General features: G+C 71.5%; 22 protein-coding genes and 1 pseudogene. 9 read left to right on the forward strand and 14 right to left on the reverse strand.

Features of this window, described 5'->3' with window-relative positions; genetic code table 11:
- Positions 1-82 precede the first annotated feature (82 nt).
- The 4 genes from ACIOD2_RS07590 to ACIOD2_RS07605 all read right to left on the reverse strand — a co-directional run bounded on the left by ACIOD2_RS07590 (position 83) and on the right by ACIOD2_RS07605 (position 3,762).
- Positions 83-706 (reverse strand): superoxide dismutase, encoded by a 624-nt coding sequence (locus ACIOD2_RS07590; RefSeq protein ID WP_247058440.1) that lies wholly within the window; start codon positions 704-706, stop codon positions 83-85.
- Positions 707-902: 196 nt separating this feature from the next.
- Positions 903-1,571, reverse strand: coding sequence for a heme oxygenase (biliverdin-producing) (locus ACIOD2_RS07595; RefSeq protein WP_400535498.1), 669 nt, complete (start codon positions 1,569-1,571; stop codon positions 903-905).
- Between the two features lie 72 nt (positions 1,572-1,643).
- Entirely contained in the window at positions 1,644-2,243 is a 600-nt protein-coding gene (locus tag ACIOD2_RS07600) for a TetR/AcrR family transcriptional regulator (protein ID WP_400535500.1), read from the reverse strand.
- Between the two features lie 19 nt (positions 2,244-2,262).
- Positions 2,263-3,762: a glutamate-cysteine ligase family protein gene (locus tag ACIOD2_RS07605; protein WP_400535502.1), complete on the reverse strand. Its 1,500-nt coding sequence runs from the start codon at positions 3,760-3,762 to the stop codon at positions 2,263-2,265.
- Positions 3,763-3,975: 213 nt separating this feature from the next.
- Between ACIOD2_RS07605 and ACIOD2_RS07610 the strand changes: the two genes are divergently transcribed.
- The 3 genes from ACIOD2_RS07610 to ACIOD2_RS07620 are packed head-to-tail and all read left to right on the forward strand — an operon-like array spanning position 3,976 to position 5,831.
- Positions 3,976-4,782, forward strand: coding sequence for a TrmH family RNA methyltransferase (locus ACIOD2_RS07610; protein WP_400535504.1), 807 nt, complete (start codon positions 3,976-3,978; stop codon positions 4,780-4,782).
- A 47-nt stretch (positions 4,783-4,829) separates the two neighbouring features.
- Entirely contained in the window at positions 4,830-5,450 is a 621-nt protein-coding gene (locus tag ACIOD2_RS07615; RefSeq protein WP_400535506.1) for a DUF2537 domain-containing protein, read from the forward strand.
- Between the two features lie 27 nt (positions 5,451-5,477).
- Positions 5,478-5,831, forward strand: coding sequence for an MmcQ/YjbR family DNA-binding protein (locus ACIOD2_RS07620; RefSeq protein ID WP_400535508.1), 354 nt, complete (start codon positions 5,478-5,480; stop codon positions 5,829-5,831).
- Positions 5,832-5,834: 3 nt separating this feature from the next.
- On the opposite strand, the gene sepH is transcribed toward ACIOD2_RS07620, so the two are convergent.
- From sepH to ACIOD2_RS07640, 4 genes and pseudogenes are all read right to left on the reverse strand, one after another.
- Positions 5,835-6,686 (reverse strand): septation protein SepH, encoded by an 852-nt coding sequence (sepH, locus tag ACIOD2_RS07625; RefSeq protein ID WP_400535509.1) that lies wholly within the window; start codon positions 6,684-6,686, stop codon positions 5,835-5,837.
- A 301-nt stretch (positions 6,687-6,987) separates the two neighbouring features.
- Positions 6,988-7,125 (reverse strand): annotated as a pseudogene (locus ACIOD2_RS07630) (ATP-binding protein); the annotation flags it as partial.
- Positions 7,126-7,163: 38 nt separating this feature from the next.
- Complete coding sequence (locus ACIOD2_RS07635; protein WP_400535511.1) at positions 7,164-8,315, reverse strand: sensor histidine kinase; 1,152 nt, start codon at positions 8,313-8,315, stop codon at positions 7,164-7,166.
- Positions 8,312-8,974: a response regulator transcription factor gene (locus ACIOD2_RS07640; RefSeq protein WP_323324182.1), complete on the reverse strand. Its 663-nt coding sequence runs from the start codon at positions 8,972-8,974 to the stop codon at positions 8,312-8,314. The genes ACIOD2_RS07635 and ACIOD2_RS07640 overlap by 4 nt, the downstream gene beginning before the upstream one ends.
- 111 nt (positions 8,975-9,085) lie before the next feature.
- Between ACIOD2_RS07640 and ACIOD2_RS07645 the strand changes: the two genes are divergently transcribed.
- From ACIOD2_RS07645 to ACIOD2_RS07670, 6 genes are all read left to right on the forward strand, one after another.
- Entirely contained in the window at positions 9,086-9,619 is a 534-nt protein-coding gene (locus ACIOD2_RS07645; RefSeq protein WP_400535513.1) for a hypothetical protein, read from the forward strand.
- Complete coding sequence (locus tag ACIOD2_RS07650; RefSeq protein WP_400535515.1) at positions 9,616-10,710, forward strand: peptidoglycan-binding protein; 1,095 nt, start codon at positions 9,616-9,618, stop codon at positions 10,708-10,710. Before ACIOD2_RS07645 ends, ACIOD2_RS07650 begins: the two co-directional genes overlap by 4 nt.
- Entirely contained in the window at positions 10,707-11,393 is a 687-nt protein-coding gene (locus ACIOD2_RS07655; protein WP_400535517.1) for an ABC transporter ATP-binding protein, read from the forward strand. The genes ACIOD2_RS07650 and ACIOD2_RS07655 overlap by 4 nt, the downstream gene beginning before the upstream one ends.
- On the forward strand, positions 11,390-12,595 hold the full coding sequence (locus ACIOD2_RS07660; protein WP_400535519.1) for an ABC transporter permease: 1,206 nt from the start codon (positions 11,390-11,392) through the stop codon (positions 12,593-12,595). Before ACIOD2_RS07655 ends, ACIOD2_RS07660 begins: the two co-directional genes overlap by 4 nt.
- A gap of 173 nt (positions 12,596-12,768) precedes the next feature.
- On the forward strand, positions 12,769-14,292 hold the full coding sequence (locus ACIOD2_RS07665; protein WP_400535521.1) for an amidohydrolase family protein: 1,524 nt from the start codon (positions 12,769-12,771) through the stop codon (positions 14,290-14,292).
- 52 nt (positions 14,293-14,344) lie between these two features.
- Positions 14,345-15,586, forward strand: coding sequence for a glycosyltransferase 87 family protein (locus tag ACIOD2_RS07670; protein ID WP_400535523.1), 1,242 nt, complete (start codon positions 14,345-14,347; stop codon positions 15,584-15,586).
- Positions 15,587-15,596: 10 nt separating this feature from the next.
- Here the strand turns inward: ACIOD2_RS07670 and serC are convergent, their stop codons facing one another.
- From serC to ACIOD2_RS07700, 6 genes are all read right to left on the reverse strand, one after another.
- Positions 15,597-16,721 carry a phosphoserine transaminase gene (serC, locus tag ACIOD2_RS07675; protein ID WP_284742983.1) on the reverse strand — a complete coding sequence of 375 codons (1,125 nt, stop codon included), beginning with the start codon at positions 16,719-16,721 and terminating at the stop codon, positions 15,597-15,599.
- A 484-nt stretch (positions 16,722-17,205) separates the two neighbouring features.
- Entirely contained in the window at positions 17,206-18,546 is a 1,341-nt protein-coding gene (locus ACIOD2_RS07680) for a serine hydrolase domain-containing protein (RefSeq protein WP_400535525.1), read from the reverse strand.
- 227 nt (positions 18,547-18,773) lie between these two features.
- Positions 18,774-19,394 (reverse strand): response regulator transcription factor, encoded by a 621-nt coding sequence (locus ACIOD2_RS07685; protein ID WP_323324164.1) that lies wholly within the window; start codon positions 19,392-19,394, stop codon positions 18,774-18,776.
- Positions 19,391-20,548 (reverse strand): sensor histidine kinase, encoded by a 1,158-nt coding sequence (locus ACIOD2_RS07690; RefSeq protein ID WP_400535528.1) that lies wholly within the window; start codon positions 20,546-20,548, stop codon positions 19,391-19,393. Before ACIOD2_RS07690 ends, ACIOD2_RS07685 begins: the two co-directional genes overlap by 4 nt.
- Complete coding sequence (locus ACIOD2_RS07695; protein ID WP_400535530.1) at positions 20,545-21,354, reverse strand: ABC transporter permease; 810 nt, start codon at positions 21,352-21,354, stop codon at positions 20,545-20,547. Before ACIOD2_RS07695 ends, ACIOD2_RS07690 begins: the two co-directional genes overlap by 4 nt.
- Positions 21,351-22,190, reverse strand: a complete 840-nt coding sequence (locus tag ACIOD2_RS07700) for an ABC transporter ATP-binding protein (protein ID WP_400535532.1) — start codon at positions 22,188-22,190, stop codon at positions 21,351-21,353. The genes ACIOD2_RS07695 and ACIOD2_RS07700 overlap by 4 nt, the downstream gene beginning before the upstream one ends.
- Between the last annotated feature and the right edge of the window lie 308 nt (positions 22,191-22,498).

A 22,498-nucleotide genomic window follows, 5' to 3' on the forward strand; every position in this document is an offset into this window, starting at 1 on the left:
CCGCGCTCGAGGTCAAGCTAATTCACCCGGAGACGAAAACGGGGCCCTCCACAGTGGAGGACCCCGTTCGCGAACCGCGTGCTCAGCCGAGCAGCAGGCCGTTGCCGCCGGCGACGGCGTTGTCGAAGCGCTTGCTGATCTCGGCCCAGTTGAAGATGTTCCACAGGGCCTCGACGTACTTCGGCTTCACGTTCTTGTAGTCCAGGTAGAACGCGTGCTCCCAGACGTCGACCAGCAGGATCGGCACGGTCGGCAGGATCAGGTTGTTGTGGTGGTCGCGCAGCTGCTGGGTGATCAGCGTCTTGCCGATCGGGTCCCAGGAGAGCGCGCCCCAGCCGTTGCCCTGGATCGTGGTCGAGACGGCGGTGAACTGCGCCTTGAACTTGTCGAAGGACCCGAAGGCCTCGTCGATCGCGGCGGCCAGCTCGCCGGTCGGCTTGTCGCCGCCTTCCGGCGACAGGATCTTCCACCACACGACGTGGTTGGCGTGGCCGGCCAGGTTGAAGGCCAGCGTCGTCTCGAGACCGACGATGCCGCCGAAGTCCCCGGCGTCGCGGGCTTCCGCGATCTTGTCCAGGGTGTCGTTCGCGCCCTTGACGTAGGTCGCGTGGTGCTTGCTGTGGTGCAGCTCGTTGATCTCGCCGGAGATGTGGGGCGCCAGGGCGCTGTAGTCGTAGTCGAGATCGGGGAGCTCGTAGCGGGCCATTGGCCCTCCTTCTTCTTCGACACAAGTTTCCGGTATCGAACCTAGTAGCACACGGCCGCCCGCGGCGAGCGGGGGCACGTCGTCGTCACTGCTTGGGACGACGGGTTCGACAGTGGCGTACCCGAGGGCACTCCACCCGAAACCGAGCCTGCAACCTGGACCTAACTGGAGGTCAACGAGCTGTGACGACGGTCATTCAGGCCGTGCGGAACTCGTCCAGCCGCTGGGCGAGCTCGTCGAACACCGCGACGTTGCACTCGAACGCCACGAGTGTCTCGTCGATCACCCGGGTGCGCTCGGCCTCGCTCCACGGGGCGTTGTCCAGCTTCGCCCGGTAGGCGTCGCGGAACTTCGGGGCGCTGCCGATGCCCTCGAAGTGGTAGAAGAGCGTGCCCGCGTCGGCCACGTCGTACGTCTTCTCCAGCAGGCGCCGGATGGCCTGGCCGCCCGCGATGTCGCCGAGGTAGCGCGTGTAGTGGTGGGCGACGTACCCGCCGGCCCACGACGACGCCTCCTCGACGCGCGCGACGTACGCCTGCGTCGAGGCCAGGGGCGAGATCGCCGAGCGCCAGTCCGGGCCGACGAGGTGGGCCAGGTCGAGCTCCAGGTTCGGCAGCCGTCGCAGCTCGTCGAAGACGAACTCGCCGGCCACCGGGTCGGCCGCCAGCCGGTCGCTCGCCGCTTCGATCGCGCTGTAGATGAAGTGGTACTGGATCGCCAGCTGGGTGTAGCCGTCCTGCGACAGCTCGCCGCCCAGCAGGGCGCGCATGTACGTCGAGTAGTTCGCCTTTTCGTGCACCTGCAGCGTCGAGGCGCGCAGGGCCGCCGAGAACGGACGGGTGTCCAGGTCCGTGGTCACCGACATGATGGGCCTCCCGGCGATCGATCTGACACACTGTCAGAAAGAGCCTAGGCCATAACCCGCGGTAAGGCTACCCTAAATCTCCTGCGCGCCGACCGCTCGAAGCACGAACCGGACGGCCGACTCGACGACGTCGTCGCGCTGCTCCGGCGGCCCCTCGACCAGGGCGCGGTTGCCGAGCGCGGCGGTGATCATCGCGATCTGCACGTCCGGGTCCTCGGCGGGCCAGCGCCCCAGGTCGACCCCGCCGGTGAGGATCGCGCGCAGCCGGTCGGTGATCGGGTCGGCGTGCGCGCTGATCCGCCGGTACGCCGCGGGGGCCAGCGCCGACGCGAGCGCCGTGCCCGGTGGCATGTGGTACTCGGCCAGCACGCGCAGCTGGAGCCGGACGAACGTGCCGAGCTGGTCCACCGGGTCGGCCTGGGCCTCGACGGCTTCGGTCAGCCGCGTGACGTACCGGGCGGCCTCGTCCTCGACGAAGGCGACGAGCAGGCTCTCCTTGTCCGGGAAGTGGTTGTACAGCGCGCTCCGGCCGACCCCGGCCGCGGCGGCGACCCCGGTGAGCGAGATCGCGTCGAAGCCGCGTTCGTACAGCTGGGCGCGCAGGACGTCGAAGACGCGCGCGCGGACTTCGCGACGGTGCGCTTCCAGCGACCCACCGAGAATCTTCGGCATCGGCCCAGGCTAGTGCGGATCAGTCGTCCACGGGCCAGGTGTGCACCGGCTCGCCCGCTTCCGACAGCTCCAGGTACCGCCCGAGCATCCGGGTCAGCGCCTCCTCCCGGTCGAGCCCGCGCTCCTCCGCGCGCACGACGTAGTCGCGCTGCCAGGTCGCCCCGGTCCGCCGCGCGAGGCACCGCCGCTCGATGATCCCGAGGTAGCGCTCGCGGGCCTCGTCGGAGACGTCGGAGCGGCGCAGCCCCTCGTGGGCCAGCGGGAGCAGCACCCGCAGCGCGAGCTCGTCCGGCGGGATCCAGCCGATGCCCGGCCAGTACAGCTGCGCCTCGAAGCCGCGACGGGCGCCGGCGTAGAGGTTTTCCTCCGCCGCCTGGAACGACATCTGGCTCCACACCGGGCGTTCCGCCTCGGCGAGCGCGCGCTGGGCACCGTAGAAGAACGCCGCGTTCGCCACGGTGTCGACGACCGTCGGCCCGGCGGGCAGGACGCGGTTTTCGATGCGCAGGTGCGGCAGGCCGTCGACGACGTCGTAGACCGGGCGGTTCCAGCGCCAGATGGTGCCGTTGTGCATGCGCAGCTCGGTGAGCTTCGGCGCCTGGCCGGCGTCGAGGGCTTCGATCGGGTCCTCGGCGTCGGTTTCCGGGAGCAGGCCGGGGAAGTAGCGGACGTTCTCCTCGAACAGGTCGAAGATCGACGTGATCCAGCGCTCGCCGAACCACACGCGCGGCCGGACGCCCTGGTTCTTCAGCTCTTCGGGCCGGGTGTCGGTCGCCTGCAGGAACAACGGGATGCGCGTCTCCTGCCAGAGCGCCTTGCCCAGCAGGAACGGCGAATTCGCGGCGAGCGCGATCTGCAGCCCGGCCAGGCACTGCGCCGCGTTCCAGTGCGCGGCGAATTCCTCCGGCGCCACCTGCAGGTGCAGCTGCACGCTCGTGCACGCCGCTTCCGGAAGAATGGATTCCGCATAGCTGCGCAGGCGTTCCGGTTGCTGGCCCGGCAGCGCGGAGCCCTCCATCGCCAGCACGGTCCGTTCGCCGCGCGCGGCGAAGATCTGGTCGTTCAGCGTGGCGTACCGGGATTTGTTGGTGAGCCACTTCTGGTCGAAGTGCTCGTGCTTCAACGTCGGCAGGATGCCGATCATGGCCAGCGACGACCCGGTGTCACGGGCCTTCGCCGACGCGGTGCCCAGGTACGCGCGGAGGTCGTCTTCGAGCTGGAGCGCCGAATCGCCGGCCAGCGGCCGCGGCGGCACGTTCAGCTCGAGGTTGTGCTGGCCCAGCTCGGTGGTGAACGACGGGTCGTCGAGCGCCTCCAGCACCGCGGTGTTCGTCATCGACGGGCGTAGCTCACGGTCGACCAGGTTCAGCTCGACTTCGAGCCCGATGTTCTTGCGCGGGAACGAAAAACTGCCGTCGGTGAGCATCCGGGCCAACGTGTCGAGACAGCGCTGCACCTTGCGGCGATACCGTCCTCGATCGAGCGTGTTGAACGGTTGTGCCGCCAGGTCCATCCCCATGACCATCCCTGCTTTGCGTCGGCGTGGAAACTAGTACGTGTTCCAGGTTCCCGGCGGATAACCGTTTCACAGCGGTTGAATCCGTGCTAGCGGCCAAACTGGTGCTGTCCGTCACCAGGAGTTAACCGACAGCAAAAAGAACCCGTTCGTACCAGAGCCGGGTGGACGTTCGGACCAGTGAGCCGCCCGGCAAGCGGATGACACACTGTGCGGATGGCCGTGATCCACATCGACGACTCCGGCGACCCGAGACTCGACGACTTCCGCCACCTGTCCACTGCGGACCGCCGCCCGGACCGGCCTGGTGGCAAGGGACTCGTCATCGCCGAGGGCACCGTCGTGGTGTCCCGGCTGCTCGCTTCCCGGTACCCCGTACGGGCTCTGCTGGGCGTTGAACGGCGTTTCGCCGAGCTGGCCGGAGAACTCGCCGGGACGGACGTGCCGCAGTACGTCACATCCGCGGAGACGATGGCCGACGTCGTCGGGTTCCACCTCAACCGCGGGATCCTCGCGGTCGCCGGCCGGCCCGCGCCGCTGACGGTGTCCGACGTGGTGACCGGCGCCGGCACGATCGCGGTGCTGGAAGGTGTGGGGGACCACGAAAACCTCGGCTCGCTGTTCCGCAACGCGGCCGCGCTCGGCGTGGGCGGGGTGCTGCTCGGCCCCGGTTGCTCCGACCCGCTGTACCGGCGCAGCGTGCGCGTTTCCATGGGACACGTCCTGCGCGTGCCCTTCGGATACCTGACGGACTGGCCGGGCGGGCTCGACGACCTGCGGGCGCGCGGGTTCGCGGTGGCCGCGTTCACCCCGCGCCCGGGCTCCGTCCCACTCCGTGAACTGCGCGAGCACGCGCCCGGTCCGGTGGCCCTGCTCTTCGGCGCGGAGGGGCCGGGACTGACCGAATCCGCGCTCGCCGCTGCTGATCACGCGGTGCGGATACCCATGCCGGCCGGAGTCGACTCCCTCAATATCGCCACGGCCGCCGCCGTCGCCTTCTACGAGCTGGCGTCGGGTGACTAAGGTGCCTCCTAGTGTTTCGGGGGACTCGGGCGGGGTGAAGGGACACCATGGAGCTGCGGATCCGCGGTGAGCGCGCGGTGCTGGCCGGGCCCGGTGGTGTGCAGGCGCGCGAGGTGGACCCGTACAAGCTCGCGATCGGCGGCGACCTGGCGCAGGCGCTGCACGAGTGGGCGCGGGTGGCGTCCGCCGTCTCCGCCGACTCGGGGGAGGAGGCGGCCGCCGTTGTCTCCCAGCGCGGCCGTCAGCTCGCCGGCCGGCTGGCCGCGGTGATGGGCACGGCCGTGCGGTTCGTCGACCCGGTGACCGGCGCCGACACCGTCGTCGAGCCGCCGCCGCGGCAGTCCGAGACCGGCCGGAAGCTGGTCCGGACAGTGCTGGGCCCGCCGGGACCGCCCGGCGAGCCGACCCCGTGGGTGACCGGGCTGACCATCTCGGCGTTCATCGCCGCCGTCGTCGTGGTGGCGATGCTGGCACTGGCGACGACACTGGCGCGCGAAACCAGCGGCTGGCTGGCGCTGGCGGCGTCGGTGATCGTGACGGCCGGGATCGCACCGTCGCTGTGGCTGATCCGCCGCACCCCGATCCTGCGCTGGGCCGCCTACGGCGCGGCCGGCGGCGTGCTGATCGCCTGGGTCGGCGTGCTGGTGATCGCCTTCGGCGGCGCCTGACCCGGCCGGAACGGGGATACTGGCGCGATGGAGCAGCTTGATCGGTTGCGGAAGCTCTGCCTCGCGCTGCCGGAGGCGACCGAACGCGACAGCCACGGCGAGCCGACGTGGTTCGTGCGCGGCAAGAAGACGTTCGTCAGCTTCGCGAACCACCACCACGACGACGGCCGGCTCGCCTTCTGGTGCCCGGCGGCGGCCGGGGTGCAGGAGGAGCTGGTGCGCACCGAACCGGAACGGTTCTTCCGGCCGCCGTACGTCGGGCACCGAGGCTGGCTGGGCGTGCGGCTGGACGTCGACGTCGACTGGGCCGAGATCGACCGGATCGTGCGGGAGGCCTACCGCCTGGTCGCGCCGAAGTCGCTCGCGGCGCTGGTGGAGTAGGACTCAGCCGCGCTGCGAGCGGACCCCGAGCAGCACGTCCTCCCAGGACGGCACGATCGGGTGGTTCTTTTTGGCCTTCGGCCGCGCCGGCTCCTCCGCGCCGGCCGTCTCCTCTTCGGGGTCGGCCGGGACGCGGGGGATCTCGCGGGTGTCGTCGTCCGGGTCCGGCTCGGCGGCCGGCAGCTCGGCGTGGTCCGGCGCCACCGAGTCCAGCGTCGGCTGGAACTCCGCGTCGCGGGCCGGGTTGAGCGCGCGGACCGTCCGGGGCGGGCGGTAGGCGTTCGGGTCCAGCAGGACCTCGGCGTTCTCGTCCAGCGCCGTCACCGTGCCGCCGTGCGCTCCCGGCGAGAACGCCCAGTGCGCGCGGTTGTCGGAACGCCCGGCCTTCCAGCGCAGCACGACGACCCAGCGGCCGTCGTCGCCCTTCCAGGAGTCCCAGGTGGCCTGGGAGTAGTCGTGCCCGCGCACGCCGAAGCCGTACGCGACGACCTCGCCGAGCGTCTGCACGTCCGGGCCGTCTTCACGGACCGGGTGCGCGCTCTGCGCGAGCTCGGCGGTGCGCGATCGCTCGAGCAGCACGGGGTAGGCGTAGCGCTCGACGCGCTGCTCCGAGATCCCGGCGCCGCTCGCGACCTGCTGGACTGATTCGCCGGCGCGGATTCGCGCCTGGATCTCGCGTGGCCGCATCTGGCTCTCCAACTCGATTTCGATCTGGCCGAGGCGGGTGATGTCACCCCGCGCCGCCGCGCGCAGTCTCTCATCGGCCGGGAGGAGGAATTGCGTACGGCTCGCCGGGTCTTCGCACACGATGGACTTACCGTCCTCGTGCAACCCGACCACTCGCAGCGTGCGCATTGTTCGCCTTCCCCGATGCTTCACCGTTGTGGGTGCCCACGTTAGAACGGCGCGTCGGCTTGACGTGCGAGGCGCGCCGAGTCTTCACCCAAGTGACCACTCTTCATTTCGTGACTCTCGCATCATCCGTGCCCTGGTCAGCGGCATCCGTGTGACACGCCGACCACGCAAAGTCACGATCGAGTGGATCGTCACGTCCGTCGTTGCCAATTTTTCACCGTCTGGCCCAACGCGGCTGGGCCCTGTGGTTGTTGGGACTGTTGTGACTACTGGGACGCGTGGGACGTCGGGGGGTTGCCGCTCACGAGGGCAGGCGGACGGTCACGGTCAGGCCGCCTCGTTTGCCGGGCTGAGCCTCCGCGGTGCCGCCGTGGGCGTGGGCGACCGATCGGACGATCGAGAGCCCGAGTCCGGCGTTGCGCGTGTCGCCGGTCCGCTCGACCTGCCGGGTGGCGGTGCGAGTGCTGGGCGCTGATCTCACGGGGGCAGGCGGACGGTCACGGTCAGGCCGCCTCGTTTGCCGGGTTGGGCTTCGGCGGTGCCGCCGTGGGCGTGGGCGACCGAACGGACGATCGAGAGCCCGAGCCCGGCGTTGCGCGTGTCGCCGGTCCGCTCGGCGCCGTTGATCCGGCGGAACGGCTCGAAGAGCGTCGGGACGGCTTCGGGTGGGACCACCGGGCCCGAGTTGCGGATCTCCAGCGCCGGGTCGCCGCGGACCTCGGCGTACACCCAGCCGCCCTTGGCGTTGTACGTGATCGCGTTGACCAGCAGGTTCGTCACCAGCCGCTCGAGCAGCACCGGGTCGCCGGCCACCGTCCGCGGCCGGAGGCGGGTCTCCACCTTGACGCCCGCCGACTCCGCCTGGGCCGACGTGGCCCGGACGACCGACGCGACGACCTCGTCGAGCCGGACCGGGGCGCGCGCGGTCAGGCCGCGGTCGCTGCGGGCCAGCACCAGCAGGCCTTCGATCATCCGCTCGCTGCGCTCGTTGGTGTGCAGCAGGTGCGTGCCGAGTTTCCGCAGCTCCGGCGCGACTTCGGGGTCGGCCATCGCGACCTCGATCAGCGTCCGCTGCACCGCCAGCGGCGTCCGCAGCTCGTGGGACGCGTTCGCGACGAACCGCTTCTGGCTGTCGAACGACTCCGCGAGCCGGTCGAGCATGCCGTCGAAGGTGTCGGCCAGCTCCTTCAGCTCGTCGGGCGGGCCTTCGAGGTTGATCCGCCGGTCGAGCTTGCCCGCCTCGAGCCGCCGCGCGGCCGAGGTGATGTCGTGCAGCGGCCGCAGCGCCCGGCCCGCCATCAGCCAGCCGAACAGGACGGCGAGCGCGGCCGTCGCCACCAGCGCGATCGCCGAGTTGACGACCAGGGTGGACAGCGTCGAGGACCGGTACTCGTCCAGCGAGCCGCTGACCAGGCGCACGGCCATGCCGGCGGGTGCCTGGACGGTGTTGTCCGGGATCCCGTACGTCATGTCGGCGGCCGAGCCGAGGGACGCCGTCGCGAACCGGGCCGGGTCCGGCAGCGTGCCCTGCACCAGCAGGTAGTCGATGACGACCAGGACCAGCCCGGCCAGCAGGAACAGCCCGCCGTACCAGGCGGTCAGCTTCGTCCGGACCGACAGCGCGTTCACGGCGTGCCGAACCGGTAGCCGGCGCCGGGCACCGTCTCGATCACCGGCGGGTCGCCGAGCTTGCGGCGCAACGTCATCACCGCGACGCGCACGGCGTTGGTGAACGGGTCGGCGTGCTCGTCCCACGCCTTGTCCAGCAGGTCCTCGGCGCTCACCACCGTGCCCTCGGCCCGCATCAGCACTTCCAGCACGGCGAACTCCTTCGGCGAGAGCTGCAGGAACCGGCCGTCGCGCGCGGCCTGGTGCCGCGGCAGGTCCAGCACGACGCCGTCGCGCTGCAGCACCGGCGGCAACGCGGGCCGCGCGCGCCGCGACAGCGCCTGCACCCTGGCGACCAGCTCGGCGAACGCGAACGGCTTGGTCAGGTAGTCGTCGGCGCCGAGGCCCAGCCCGGCGACCCGGTCGGTGACGTCGGCGGCGGCCGTCAGCATCAGCACCCGCGCCTCGCCGCCCGCCGCGACGACCGCGGCGCACACCTGGTCGCCGTGCACCTTCGGCAGGTCGCGGTCGAGGACGACGACGTCGTAGCCGTGCACCCCGACCCGCTCCAGGGCCTGTTCACCGTCGTAACAGACGTCGACGGCCATCGCGAAGCGGCGGAGGCCCTCCGCGACCGAGTCGGCGAGCAGCCGCTCGTCCTCCACCACCAGCACACGCACCCGCCCAGTCTGCCCAGGCGGGCCATAAGCCCCGCATAAGCGACTTCGCTTAGCGCGCCGGAATCCCCCGATCCGTAGACATCGGACCCACCAGGAGGAAAGGAGCGAGCGATGCGAACACGCCTGACGGTCATCGCGGCGATCGGCGCCGCGGTGCTGCTCGCGGGGTGCGGGGCCAAGCCGGACGACGGGTCGAAGGTGGCCTCGATCTCGGGGCCGTCCTCGTCGGCCCCGGCCAAGGCCGCGGACAACAAGAGCGACGAGGACAAGATGCGCGACTTCGCCAAGTGCATGCGCGAGCACGGCGTCGACATGCCCGACCCGAAGCCGGCGGGCGACGGCGGGATGGCGGTGACGCTCGGGGGCGACGCCAAGGACCGGGGGAAGCTCGACGCGGCGCAGAACGCCTGCAAGAGCTTCATGCCCAACGGCGGCGAGATGAAGCCGCCGAGTCCCGAAGAACTCGACAAGATGCGCAAGGACGCCAAGTGCATGCGGGACCACGGCATCGACATGCCGGATCCCGACCCGACCGGCAAGGGTGCGACGCGGATGGGCGGCCCGGGCGACGACCCGTCGAAGTTCGAGGCCGCGGCGAAGGCGTGCGGGCTCGGGATGTCGGTGCACGCGGAGCCCGCCAAGTGACCACGGAAACCGAACCGAAGCCACGACGCCGTGGCCGCGCGCGCTGGTTCATCGCCGCGGCGGTGCTCGTCGTGGTGGTGGGCACCGGCTCCGCCGTGATCCTGACGCGCGTCTCGTCCGCGACGTCGGTGCAGGAGGCCGCCCCGCCGTCCGTCGAAACCGCGGAGGTGGCCAAGACCGACCTCAGCGAAGAGGAGGAGGCCGACGGCACCCTCGGGTACGGCGAGGAGTCCTCGGTCGCCGGCCGCAAGCCCGGCACGATCACGTCGCTGCCCGCCGCCGGCGCGGTCCTCACCCGCTGCCAGGCGGTGTACGGCGTCGACGCGAAACCGGTGCCGCTGTTCTACGGCACGCTGCCGTTCTACCGCGACCTCGCCCAGGGTGCGGCCGACGGCGCCGACGTCAAGCAGCTCGAGGAGAACCTCAAGGCCTGCGGTTACGGCGGGTTCGGCACGCCGGACAAGAAGTTCACCTCGGCGACGGCGGCCGCGCTGAAGAAGTGGCAGAAGGCGCTGGGGCTGGACCAGACCGGCGCGTTCGGCCAGGGCGACGTCGTGCTGGCCGCGGGTGAGCTGCGGGTGTCGGCGTTGTCGGCCAAGCTCGGTTCGCCGGCTCAGGGCGAGGTGCTCAAGACCACCGGCACCGTCCGCTCGGTGCAGGTCAAGCTCGACGCGGCCAAGCAGGACCTCGCCCAGCAGGGCGCGAAGGCGTCCGTGACGATCAACGGGAAGACGTCGAAGGGCACGATCACCGACGTCGGGAAGTCCGCGGTCGAAGGCAAGGACGGCGCGGGCCAGGACGACGGCAAGCCCAAGATCACCGTGACCGTCCAGCTCGACGACCCGGCCGTGGCCGGCACGCTCGACTCGGCCCCGGCGACCGTCCGGTTCACCAAGGACGTCCACTCCGGTGTGCTCGCGGTGCCGGTCGGCGCGCTGCTCGCGCTCGCCGAAGGCGGTTACGCCGTCGAGGTCGACGAGAACGGCAAGCGGCGGCTGATCGCCGTCCAAACCGGACTGTTCAGCGGTGGCAAGGTCGAGGTCAGCGGCACCGGCCTGGCCGCGGGCATGCGGGTGGTGACGACGTCGTGACGCCTGTCCTGCGTGTCCACGAGGCCACGCGCACCTACCCCGGCGGGGTCGCCGCGCTCGACCGCGTCTCGCTCTCGCTGGAGGACGGCGAGATGGTCGCGATCGTCGGGCCGTCCGGGTCCGGGAAGTCCACGCTGCTGCACCTGATGGGCACGCTCGACCGGCCGTCCGCCGGCCGGGTCGAGCTGCGCGGCCACGACGTCGCCGAGCTGTCGGACCGGAAGGTCTCGGCGCTGCGCTCGCGCTGGATCGGGTTCGTGTTCCAGCAGTTCTTCCTCGACGAAGGGATGAGCGCGGTGGACAACGTCTGCACCGGCCTGCTCTACGCCGGGGTGCCGCGGCGACGGCGGCGCTCGCGGGCGCTGGCCGCGCTCGAGCGGGTCGGGCTGGGACACCGGGCGTGGCACCGGCCCGGCGAGCTGTCGGGCGGGGAACGCCAGCGCGTCGCGATCGCCAGGGCGGTCGTCAACGACCCGGCGATCCTGCTGGCCGACGAGCCGACCGGCAACCTCGACACCGGCACCGGCGCCGCGGTGCTCTCGTTGCTCGGCGAGCTGTCCACCGGCGGCACGACGATCGTCGTGATCACCCACGACCGGGAGATCGCGGCGGGCATGCCGCGGCGGATCGAGCTGCTGGACGGGCGCCTGCGCCTCGACACCGGACTGGTGGGTGCGCGATGACACTCGTGACGCTGCCGGAACCGGCGCGGCTCAAGCCGCCGGACGTCGTCGCGCTCGGCGCCCACGGCATGCGGACGCGCCCGGTGCGTGCCGTGCTTTCCGCGCTGGGCATCGCGATCGGTGTCGCGGCGATGGTCGCGGTGCTGGCGATCCCGGCGTCCGGCGCGCAGGCGCTGCACGACCGGCTGGCCGCGCTCGGCACCAACCTGCTCACCGCCGGGCCGGGCCAGACGTTGTTCGGGGCCGACGCGACCCTGCCGGACGACGCCGTTTCGATGGCGAAGCGGATCGGGCCGGTGACGGCGGTGACCGGCACCGGGACGACGTCGGCGAGCGTGCGGCGCAGCGACAAGATCCCGGTGGACGAGACCTCCGGGCTCGGTGTCTACGCGGCGCGCCCGGACCTGCTCGGGGTGCTGGGCGGGAAGGTGCGGTCGGGGGCGTTCCTGTCCCCGGGCAACCAGAACTACCCGGTGACGGTGCTCGGGTCGCAGGCCGCCGCGCGCCTCGGCATCGACCATGTCGACCCGGCGCGGCCGCCGCAGGTGCTGATCGGCACGCAGTGGTTCACCGTCGCCGGGATCCTCGGTCCGATGCCCCTGGCGCCGGAGATCGAACGGTCGGCCTTGGTCGGCTGGGACGTCGCGAAGCGGCTCCTCGGCTTCGACGGCCATCCGTCCACTGTGTACGTCCGGGCGAACGAGTCCGCAGTGGACGGTGTGCGGTCGGTGCTGGGCGCGACACTGAACCCGCAGGCGCCCAACGAGGTCGAGGTCCGCCGCCCGTCGGACGCGCTCGCCGCGCAGAAGCTCACCGACAACACCTACAGCGCGCTGTTCCTCGGTCTCGGCGGCGTCGCGCTGCTCGTCGGCGGGGTCGGGGTGGCGAACACGATGGTCATCTCGGTGCTGGAACGGCGTCGGGAGATCGGCCTGCGCCGCGCGCTCGGGGCGACGAAACGGCAGGTGCGCGGGCAGTTCCTGGCCGAGTCGGTGCTGCTGTCCGGGCTCGGCGGCCTGGCCGGCGTCGTCACCGGGGTGCTGGTGACCGCGGGGTACGCGCTGAGCCAGGGCTGGCCGGCCGTGCTGCCGGTCGGCGCGCTGGCGGGCGGAGTCGGCGTCGCGGCCCTGGTCGGGGCGGTCGCCGGGGCGTACCCGGCGGTCCGCGCGGCCCGGCTCGCCCCGACGCGAGCCCTCGCCTGAGACGGCACTTTCACGTGAAAGTGACGGAGGAGGCCCCCTCCGGGTCACTTTCACGTGAAAGTGCCGCTACCTTCACGCGTGCTCTGCACCGGGATTGAGCACGGTAAAAGATTCCCCGACCACGGCCCGCGGCGTTGAATACCGGTCACATCGTTGATCGAAGGGCGGCTGCCGTGCGGGTCGAGGCGAACAGACGAGACTTCCTTCGCTGGCTTGCCACGACGGGCGCGGGGCTCGCCGCCGCGGGGGTCGCCCCGGCGCTCTTCGCCCAGGAAGCCGCCGCGGCCGGCACGGACGTCGTGGTGGTGCTCGGGGCCACGGTCGTCGACGGCACCGACGCACCCGCCCGGCCGCACTCGGCGGTCGTCCTGGTCGGCGACCGGATCGCCTGGGTCGGCCCGGCCGCCGAGGTGCCGCACCACGCCGGGGCCACGGTCGTCGACGGCCGCGGGCGCTACGTCGTCCCCGGCCTGTGGGACATGCACGCCCACGGCATCGACTACGAGAAGCTGTGGCCGCCGATGTTCCTGGCCAACGGCGTCACCGGCATCCGCGAGATGCAGGGGTACGACGAGAACCGCGCCACCCGCGACAAGATCGTCCGCGGCGAGCTGCTCGGCCCGCGGGTCGCGCTCGCCAGCGCGATCATCGACGGCCCGGTCAGCCTGCTCGGCCCGCCGATCACCCAGGTCGCGACGCCGGAGGAGGGCCGCGCGGCCGTCCGGACCGCCCTCGCGCAGGGCTCCGACTTCGTCAAGACCTACTTCTACCTGCCGAAGGACGTCTACGCGGCGATCGCCGACGAGTGCCGCCGCGTCGGCCTGCCGTACGCCGGGCACTGGCCGTACCGGCTCAACCAGCTCGACGCCGCGAAAGCCGGGCAGCGCAGCTTCGAGCACAACTTCGGCGTGCCCATCCACACGTCCAGCCGTCGTGACGAGATCCTGGCCCGCCTCGACGCGACGCCGTTCGACCCGAACGCCAAGCGCGACTTCTTCAACCTCGCCCGCGAGCTCGACCGGCAGGCGGCCCAGGCCTACGACCCGGCCACCGCGGAACGCCACTTCGCCGGGCTCAAGGCGCTGGACTGCTGGATGAGCCCGACGTTCGCCGTCAACCGCGTGATCTCGCGGCCGGCCGACGCCTACACGCAGGACCCGCGGCTCAAGTACGTCTCCCAGGACATCATCGACTACTGGGCCGACCGGCTCCCGCTGTTCACGCCGGTCACGCCCGAGCAGATCGCCCAGCAGGAGGCCTACTTCGAGGCGCAGCTGCGGCTGGTCGGCGCCGCGCACCGGGCCGGGGTGGGCGTCATCGGCGGCACCGACTGCCTGAACCCGTACGTCTACCCGGGCTTCAGCCTCCACGACGAGCTCGACTTCCTCGTCGAAGCCGGGCTCTCGCCGCGGCGGGCGCTGCAGGCGGTGACGCGCGACGCCGCGCGGTTCCTCGGCCGCGAGTCGACCACCGGCACGGTCACCGCCGGCAAGGTCGCGGACCTGGTGCTGCTCGACGCGAACCCGCTCACCGACATCCGCGCGGTCCGCCGGATCAACACCGTCGTCACGGCGGGCCGGGTCCTCGACCGGGCGCGGCTGGACCACATGCTGGCGGACGTCGTCACCGCGGCGCAGCAGCCGACGGCGACCGCGAACAGCAGGTCAGTGGGCTTGCCGGTGCGTGGCTGCTGCTGAGCGCCCGGTAATCTCGGCCGGTCGAAGGACTGGCTGAGGGGGACGTGTGACGGTGGCGGGCTGGTCGGGGCGGAAGCTCGCGTGGGTGCTGGCCGTGCTCGAGATCGCGGCCGTCCTGCTGGTCCTCGTGCTGAAGCGGTTCGACGGTCTCGACCTGGAGGTCTACCTGGGCGGCGCGAAGGCGCTGGCCCAGCAGGGCTCGCCGTACGACGCCTGGGTGCCGACCACGCACCAGATCTTGCTGCCGTTCACCTACACGCCGTTCGCGGCGGCGGTGTTCCTGCCGGGCACGCTGCTGCCGTTCGCGGTGACGATGAAGCTGGTCAGCATCGCCTCGATCGTCGCGACCGGGGTGGTCGCCTACCTCTACATCGCGACGCTCAACGGTTCGCTGACCGACCCGTCGAAGGTCCACGGCCGGGCGGTGGCGGCGCTCGTCGCGATCGTCGCGCAGCTGGCCGGCGCCCTGCTCGAGCCGGTGCGCTCGACGCTCGGCTTCGGGCAGATCAACGCGCTGCTCATGCTGCTGGTGGTGCTCGACGTCCTGCTGCCGGGCGACCGCGGGCGGACGAAGGGCCTGCTGATCGGCGTGGCCGCGGCGATCAAGCTGACGCCGGCGGTGTTCGTCGTCTACTTCCTCTTCCGCCGCGACTTCAAGTCGGCCGCGCGGGTGGTCGCCGGGTTCGTGGCGGCCGGCGCGCTGCTGTGGCTGATCCGGCCGTCGGCGTCGTTCACGTACTGGACGAAGCTCGTCTTCGACGCGGGCCGCATCGGCGGTGTCGACTACGTCGGCAACCAGTCGCTGAAGGGCCTGGTGACGCGGATCGGCCTGCCGGAGACCGCCGGGAACGCCGGGTGGCTGCTGGCCGCGCTCGCCGTGATGGCCCTGGTCGCGGTGGTGATCGTCCGGGCGGCCGAGCCGGTGCTCGGGCTGACGGCGTGCGCGCTCGGCGGGCTGCTCGTGTCGCCGATCTCGTGGACCCACCACTGGACGTGGTGCGTCCCGATCCTGGTCCTGGCCGGCTACTACGGCGTCCGGTCCTGGCGCACCGACCGCGTGGTGACGTGGTGGGCGGGCGCGGTCGTCGCCGCCGGCCTGACGCTCTTCATCTGGGGTCCGATGTGGTTCGCCCCGCGCCCGGCGCCCTCAGTCGGCTGGTGGCTGGCCACCGAGTCCTACGAACTCTTCGGCCTGCTCCTGCTGGTCCTGGCGGCTTTCGCTGCCCCTCGCCTGAAAGCCGTGAAGGCCACCTTGAGGGACTCAGAGTCCCTCAAGGTGGCCTTCACGGACTAAAGCTGCCGGATCAGCCCAGGCGCTCGACGACGTACTCGATGCTCTGCGTGAGCTTCGTGATGTCGTCCGGGTCGATGGCCGGGAACAGGCCGACACGCAGCTGGTTGCGGCCCAGCTTGCGGTACGGCTCGGTGTCGACGATCCCGTTGGCGCGCAGCACCTTCGCCACCGCGGCGGCGTCGACCTCGTCGGCGAAGTCCACCGTGCCGACGACCTGTGAGCGCAGCTCCGGGTCCTTCACGAACGGCGTCGTGTAGCTCGTCTTCTCGGCCCACTCGTACAGCCGCGACGACGAGTCCTTCGTGCGCGCGGTCGTCCACTCGAGGCCGCCCTGGCCGTTCATCCACTCGATCTGCTCGGCGAGCAGGAAGAGCGTGGCCACGGCCGGGGTGTTGTACGTCTGGTCCTTGCGGGAGTTGTCCAGCGCGGTGGTCAGCGACAGGAACTCCGGGATCCAGCGGTCGCCGCCGCCGATCTCGCCGATCCGCTCGACCGCGGCGGGCGAGGCCAGCGCGATCCACAGGCCACCGTCCGCGGCGAACGACTTCTGCGGCGCGAAGTAGTAGACGTCGAAGTCCTCCGCCTTGACCGGGAGGCCGCCGGCGCCGGAGGTGGCGTCGATCGCGACGAGCGCGCCGTCGGAGCCTTCGGGACGGCGGACCGGGACGGCGACACCGGTCGACGTCTCGTTGTGCGCCCAGCCGACCAGGTCCGCGCCGGCTTCGTAGGCGATGTCCGGCGCGCTGCCGGCGTCGGCCTTGACGACGATCGGGTCGGCCAGGAACGGCGCGCCCTTGGTGACGGAGGCGAACTTCGAGGAGAACTCGCCGTAGGTGAAGTGCTGCGAGCGCTCGCGGACGAGGCCGAACGCGGCGGCGTCCCAGAAGGCCGTGGTGCCGCCGTTGCCGAGGATCACCTCGTAACCCTCGGGGAGGGAGAACAGCTCGGACAGCCCGGCCCGGACGCGCCCGACGAGCGACTTGACCGGCTTCTGCCGGTGCGACGTGCCGAGGTAGGTGGAGCCGGACTCCGCCAGGGCGCTCAGCTGCTCGGCGCGGACCTTCGACGGTCCGCAGCCGAAGCGGCCGTCGGCCGGCTTGAGGTCTGCGGGGATGGTCAACTCAGCGTCGGTCATGTGGCCAGTCTCTCAGGTCGGGACGGGGCAGGTTGAAGCGGTGCTGAACTGTCCGGAATGTGGAATCACCGCTGTTCCGGGCAGTGGGACGGGCGACCGTTTCGCCGGAAATCCGGTTTTCGCGGAGCTCCGTGATCGATGGTTTCACCCGCCGGGATCGGATACGGCTTGGCCGAGCACCCGCCGCGCGGCGCCGAGGTCGGGGTACGCCGCGGTGTTCCTCACGCTCTTCCTCGGCGTGACGGTCTACGGCCTGACGCGTCTCCTGCCGATGCGGCCGGTACAGCGGCGCGCGTCCTTGCGGCGCCGGCTGCTGGTCGCCACCGCGGCGGTCTGGGCGGTGGCGGCTGCGCGATCGGCCTCGTGGGCGTCCACGGTGACCGTAAAAACACGGGTCACAGCGCCTCGGCCCGCAGGTAGCTTCGCTTGCCAGAGGGCCCCGCTCACCTCGGCTGGGGGTGTGAGCGGGGCCCCTCCTCGGCGCTCAGCGCCAGCCTTCGACACCGCCCGGCACCGGCGCGGCCGGGTCGTACGGCGTGCGCGTGAAGACGAACGTCGCCAGGTCGAGGTGGGTCGCGACGCCGTCGCTGTCACGGCCCACCTCGAGCGTCTCGCCGGAGTAGTAACCGTCGAGGCCGAGGTAGGTGTCCTTGTCCGTCTCGCGGAAGCGCGAGCCGCGGCCGGGCCCCTCGGCCGGGGCCAGCAGGAGCAGGCCGTCACCCTGGATCCGCAGGTGGTACGGCGTCGGGCCCCAGTGCCAGAGCCCGGTCAGCGCCAGCAGCGCCGGGTCCACAGTGGACGGCTGCCACTCCGCGGGCAGGCGCGGTTCCAGCTCGTCGGTCATCGTGATGAGGTCCAGGGCCAGCGGCGTGATGCCGACCCCGGACGTCGAGTTGGCGAGCACCAGCGCGCCGGTCCCCGCGGCCGGGTCGACCAGGGACGCGGCGAGGAACCCGGGCATCGAGCCGGTGTGCCCGGCCAGCCGGCGGCCCTGGTAGCGCACCAGCATCAGGCCGAGCCCGAACCCGGTGGTCCAGACGTCGGTGTCGTCGACGGTCACCATCGTGCGCATCTGCTCGAGCGTGTCCGGGCTGAGCACGCCACCGGTGTGGCCGCCGAGGAACGACGTCCAGCGGCCGAGGTCTGTGGCCGTGGACCACAGCTGCCCGGCGGGCGCCATCGCGCCGGCGTCGGGGCTGGGCTCCGGCAGCAGGACGTCGGCGAAGGGGTGCACGGCGAAGCCGTCGGCGTGCGCGCCGACCGGGTGCGGCGTGGTGCGGGTCATCCCGAGCGGGCCGAGGATCTCCTCGTTGAGCACGGACAGCCAGTCCTTGCCGCGGTGGCGGGCGATGAGCTCGCCGAGCACGCCGTAACCGACGTTCGAGTAGTGGAACTTCGCGCCGGGACGGTGCTTGGTCGCGCCGTCGGCGAGGCTGCCGGCCAGCGCGTCCCAGTCGGCGCCGGGGGTGCGCTCCCACCACTGGCCGGGCGACTCGGACGTCAGGCCGGAGGTGTGGGAGAGCAGCTGGGCGACGGTCGCGGCGCCGAACGGCGTGCCCGGGACGTGCCGCTCGAGCGGGTCGTTGAGGTCCAGCAGGCCTTCGTCGCGCAGCCGCATGACGGCGGTGGCGACGAGGGTCTTGGTGATCGAGCCCAGGCGGTACTGGGTGTCGGTGCCGGGCACCTCGCCCCCGACGCGTCCGCGGCCCCCGGACCAGACGATCTCCCCGTCCCGCACCACGGCGGCCACCAGCGACGGAGCCCGGCTGGTCGCCTGCTCGCGGGCGATCCGGCGGAGCAGGGCGTGTTCGGTCGACTCAAGCATGCAGGCATTCTGCCGCGCGAGGATCAGGTGAGCAGGCGGGACGGGGTATCCCGGGTGTCCGGAGCGGCATCACGCGTGATCCGAGAGGCATCACGCGTGTCTGGGCAGGCATCGGCGTGATGCCCCCTGGATCACGAGTGATGCCCCGCCGATCACGCGCGATGCCCGGCGGATCACGCGTGATGCCGCGTTTCGCGCGGTTCCGGAACTCACACTCGGGCGGGTGGTCAGGTGAGCAGGTTCCGGGCCATCGCCGTGGTCACGGCGGCCGTGCGGTCCGACACACCGAGCTTGCCGAACGTCCGGAGCAGGTGCGTCTTCACCGTCGCCTCGCTGATGTGCAGCGCGCGGCCGATGTCCGCGTTCGTGCCGCCCTTCGCGACCAGGCGCAGCACCTCCACTTCGCGTGCCGACAGCGTCTGCGGCTCCGGGTTGCGGACGCGGTTGACCAGCTTCCCCGCCACCGACGGTGCCAGCACCGTCTCGCCGCGGGAGGCGGCGCGGATCGCGTTCGCCAGCTCCGTGCGGGACGCGTCCTTCAGCAGGTACCCCGACGCGCCGGCCTCGACCGCGCGCAGGATGTCCGCGTCCGTCTCGTACGTCGTGAGCACGACGATCCGGCGCGACGGCTGCTCACGCAGGATCCGCCTGGTCGCGCCGACGCCGTCCAGGCCGGGCATCCGCAGGTCCATCAGCACGACGTCCGGCTGCGCGACGCGGTCGAGCGCGACGGCTTCGTCCCCGGAGCCCGCTTCGCCGACGACCGTGAGGTCGGGTTCGGCTTCGAGCATGCCGCGCAGCCCTTCGCGGACGACGGGGTGGTCGTCGACGAGCATGATGCGGATCACGCGGGGACCTCCAGGGTCAGTTCGGTGCCGTCGGCGCCGCTGCGGACGCTCAGCGTCCCACCCACCTGTTCCGCGCGGGACCGCATGCCCCGCAACCCGAACCCGGTGACGCGGTCCGGGTCGAAGCCGGCGCCGTCGTCCCGGACGTCCAGCCGGACCGCGTCGTCCACAAGGGACAGCCGCACGACCACCGCCCCGGCCGTGGCGTGCCGCCGGACGTTGTTCAGCGCCTCCTGCGCCCCGCGCAGCAGGACCACCTCGGCGGCCATGGCCAGCGCGGGCAGGTCACTGTCCACTTCGTACCGGACGGCCAGCCCGGTCTCGTCGCCGAGCCGGTCGGTCAGCCGGCGGACGGCGTCGACGAGGGAGCCGCTGGTGAGGTCGTCCGGCGCGAGCGCGGCGACCATCGTGCGGGCCTCGGCGAGGTTCTCGCGCGCCGTGCGGGCGGCAAGTTCGGCGTGCCGCCGCGCCGCCGCCGGGTCGGTGTCCACTTCGGACTCGATGGCCTGGGCGAGGGTGACGATGCTGGTGAAGCCCTGGGCAAGGGTGTCGTGGATCTCGCGGGCCAGCCGCTCGCGCTCGGCCGCCGTGCCCGCCGCACGGGAGAGCCGGGAGACCTCCGCCTGGCTCTCCTCCAGCCGGTCGATCAGGTCGGCGCGTGCCCGGCTCTCCTCGATGACGTGCAGGATGAACTTGCCGGACAGCACCCCGAACACGACGAGGATCGCGGTCATCGGCAGCAGGATGTGCAGCACCGGGCCGTCGACCCCGTCGTTGACGATCGACGCCGCGGGGCTGAACAGGATCGTCGCCGTGGTCAGCACCGCCGCCGGGCGGAACTCGAGGGTCATGAACAGCAGCGGGCAGGCCATGAACAGGATGAAGCTGGCCGTCGTGTTGGCGAGCACCGCGACCGCGACCAGGGCCACGGCCACGGCGGCGAACGCCCACCGCTGCCGCACGTGCCCGTCGTCGCGGACGATCCCGCGGCCCCAGAACAGGTACGTCAGCACGAGCGCGGTGAGCGCCCCGATGGCGACGACGCTGCGGACCGGATCGGTCTCGTCCAGCAGCACCAGGACCGTCGTGGCGATGTAGGCGACCGCGAAGAGGATCTCCCAGAGCCAGTTGAACCGGTCCCAGGCGTCGCTCACTTCCCGTCGGTCCACCGGAAGCTCAGCCGCGCCAGCACCAGCCCCGCCACGCACCAGATCCCCAGCACCAGCGCCACCCGCGGCAGTTCCCATGAGCCAGCCATCTCCATTCCGACCGCGCCGTCCGGCAGGAACACCGACCGGAAGCCCTGGCAGATCCATTTGAGCGGGAAGAACGACGCGATGTCCACCATGATCTTCGGCAGGTTCGTGATCGGCGTGACGAACACGCCGGAGATGAACTGCAGCACCAGGTACAGCATCTGCACCACGGCCACCGCGCCGGTGGTCGACTTCGCGAGCGAGCTGAGCGCGATCCCGAGCAGCGTGCAGGACACGATGCCGAGCACGAACACCCACAGCAGCGTCAGCCACTTCGCAGGTTCGGTCGGCAGCTTGAGACCGAAGAGCAGCATGCTGACGGCGACCATCAGCACGGTCTGGGCCAGGCTGGACACCGCGACCAGCACCATCTTGCCGATGAAGTAGGACGACGAGGGCATCGGCGTGCCGCGCAGCCGCTTGAGCGCGCCGGTCTCGCGGTCGGCCGAGACCCCGGTGGCGATGCTGTTGAACGACGTCGAGACGATGCCCGACCCGATCATCCCGGCGGCGAGCAGCTGCCCCGACGTGACGCCGGCCAGCGCGGTGGGACCGTCCAGGATGGACCCGAGCAGGATCATGAGCACGGCGGGCAGGGAGAAGGTGAAGACCACCTGTTCCTTGTGCCGGAAGAACTGCCGTAACTCGGTGCCGCCGCGGGCGAGGCCGAGCGTGAGTGGGCCGGGGAGGGCGAGGGTGGTCATGCCTTGTCTCCGATCAGGTCCAGGTAGATGTCCTCCAGGCTGGGCCTGGTCACGGTGAGGTTCGCCAGCTCGCGCCCGCCCGCGGAAAGCTGGTTGACGAGCTTGGTCGGGTACGCCGTGCGCTCGGTGTGGTCACCGCGCTCGTCGGTCCAGCGCACGGTGGCCTCGGCACTCGCGCGCCCCCCGAGGTTCTGCGGAGTGTCCTGCGCGACGATCTCCCCGCGCGCGATCACCGCGACCCGGTCGGCGAGCGCCTCGGCCTCGTCGAGGTAGTGGGTGGTGAGCAGGATCGTCGTGCCCTCGCCGGCGAGGTCGCTGATCAGGGACCAGAACTGCCGGCGAGCCTCGGGGTCGAAGCCCGTCGTGGGCTCGTCGAGGAAGAGGAGTTCAGGACGCCCGATGATGCCGAGAGCGACGTCGACCCGCCGCCGCTGCCCACCGGAGAGCGACTTGACCCGGGACTTGGCCTTCTCGGTGAGCCCGACCTTCTCGATCACCTCGTCGGGATCGCGCGGGTCCGGGTAGTACTTCGCGAAGTGCCGCACGGTCTCGACGACGCTCAGCTCAGCGGCGTCATTCGCGGTCTGCAAGACGATGCCGATCTTGGAGCGCCATTCCCGCCCGGCCTTGCCGGGGTCTTCGCCGAGCACGGTGACTTCGCCGCTGGTCCGCTGCCGGTGGCCCTCGAGGATCTCGACAGTGGTGGTCTTCCCGGCACCGTTCGGTCCGAGCAGGGAGAACACCTCGCCCGGCGCGATGTCCAGATCAAGGCCGGCCACCGCGAGGTGACCGGGGTACTGCTTGCGCAGGCCGCGCACGCTCACTGCTGTGGTCATAGGTTCAGCTTGGCCCTGGCGGGCGCGGATTCCGACCAACGCGCGGCTGAACCTGGCTGTCAGCCGATCGGTGGACAGGGTTGTCGGCCGGGTTGCTTTGGCGGGCTCTGACCTGGGCTTATGTTCTGGGTCTGAGTTGCGAGTGGGCCCGGCATCGATGGGCCGCTCGTGCCGGGATTGGCGCGAGTGGCCCTTTCGCGCTGTTCTGGTCGCGGCGCGAGTGGTCCTTTCGCGTGGCTCCAGTCTCGGCACGAGCGGCCCTTTCGTACCTGCGATTCCCGGCGCGAGTGGTCCGTTGGTGCCCCGCC

The sequence above is a fragment of the Amycolatopsis sp. NPDC088138 genome, assembly GCF_044741685.1.
Lineage (GTDB): Bacteria > Actinomycetota > Actinomycetes > Mycobacteriales > Pseudonocardiaceae > Amycolatopsis.

What these genes read in the sequence shown, in the direction of transcription:
- serC (WP_284742983.1), bottom strand. Translation starts at nt 16,721, where the DNA reads ATGACCGACGCTGAGTTGACCATCCCCGCAGACCTCAAGCCGGCCGAC.
- ACIOD2_RS07680 (WP_400535525.1), bottom strand. Translation starts at nt 18,546, where the DNA reads ATGCTTGAGTCGACCGAACACGCCCTGCTCCGCCGGATCGCCCGCGAG.
- ACIOD2_RS07645 (WP_400535513.1), top strand. Translation starts at nt 9,086, where the DNA reads ATGCGAACACGCCTGACGGTCATCGCGGCGATCGGCGCCGCGGTGCTG.
- ACIOD2_RS07610 (WP_400535504.1), top strand. Translation starts at nt 3,976, where the DNA reads ATGGCCGTGATCCACATCGACGACTCCGGCGACCCGAGACTCGACGAC.
- ACIOD2_RS07595 (WP_400535498.1), bottom strand. Translation starts at nt 1,571, where the DNA reads ATGTCGGTGACCACGGACCTGGACACCCGTCCGTTCTCGGCGGCCCTG.
- ACIOD2_RS07620 (WP_400535508.1), top strand. Translation starts at nt 5,478, where the DNA reads ATGGAGCAGCTTGATCGGTTGCGGAAGCTCTGCCTCGCGCTGCCGGAG.
- ACIOD2_RS07660 (WP_400535519.1), top strand. Translation starts at nt 11,390, where the DNA reads ATGACACTCGTGACGCTGCCGGAACCGGCGCGGCTCAAGCCGCCGGAC.
- ACIOD2_RS07615 (WP_400535506.1), top strand. Translation starts at nt 4,830, where the DNA reads ATGGAGCTGCGGATCCGCGGTGAGCGCGCGGTGCTGGCCGGGCCCGGT.
- ACIOD2_RS07605 (WP_400535502.1), bottom strand. Translation starts at nt 3,762, where the DNA reads ATGGGGATGGACCTGGCGGCACAACCGTTCAACACGCTCGATCGAGGA.
- ACIOD2_RS07590 (WP_247058440.1), bottom strand. Translation starts at nt 706, where the DNA reads ATGGCCCGCTACGAGCTCCCCGATCTCGACTACGACTACAGCGCCCTG.
- ACIOD2_RS07600 (WP_400535500.1), bottom strand. Translation starts at nt 2,243, where the DNA reads ATGCCGAAGATTCTCGGTGGGTCGCTGGAAGCGCACCGTCGCGAAGTC.
- sepH (WP_400535509.1), bottom strand. Translation starts at nt 6,686, where the DNA reads ATGCGCACGCTGCGAGTGGTCGGGTTGCACGAGGACGGTAAGTCCATC.
- ACIOD2_RS07695 (WP_400535530.1), bottom strand. Translation starts at nt 21,354, where the DNA reads ATGACCACCCTCGCCCTCCCCGGCCCACTCACGCTCGGCCTCGCCCGC.
- ACIOD2_RS07700 (WP_400535532.1), bottom strand. Translation starts at nt 22,190, where the DNA reads ATGACCACAGCAGTGAGCGTGCGCGGCCTGCGCAAGCAGTACCCCGGT.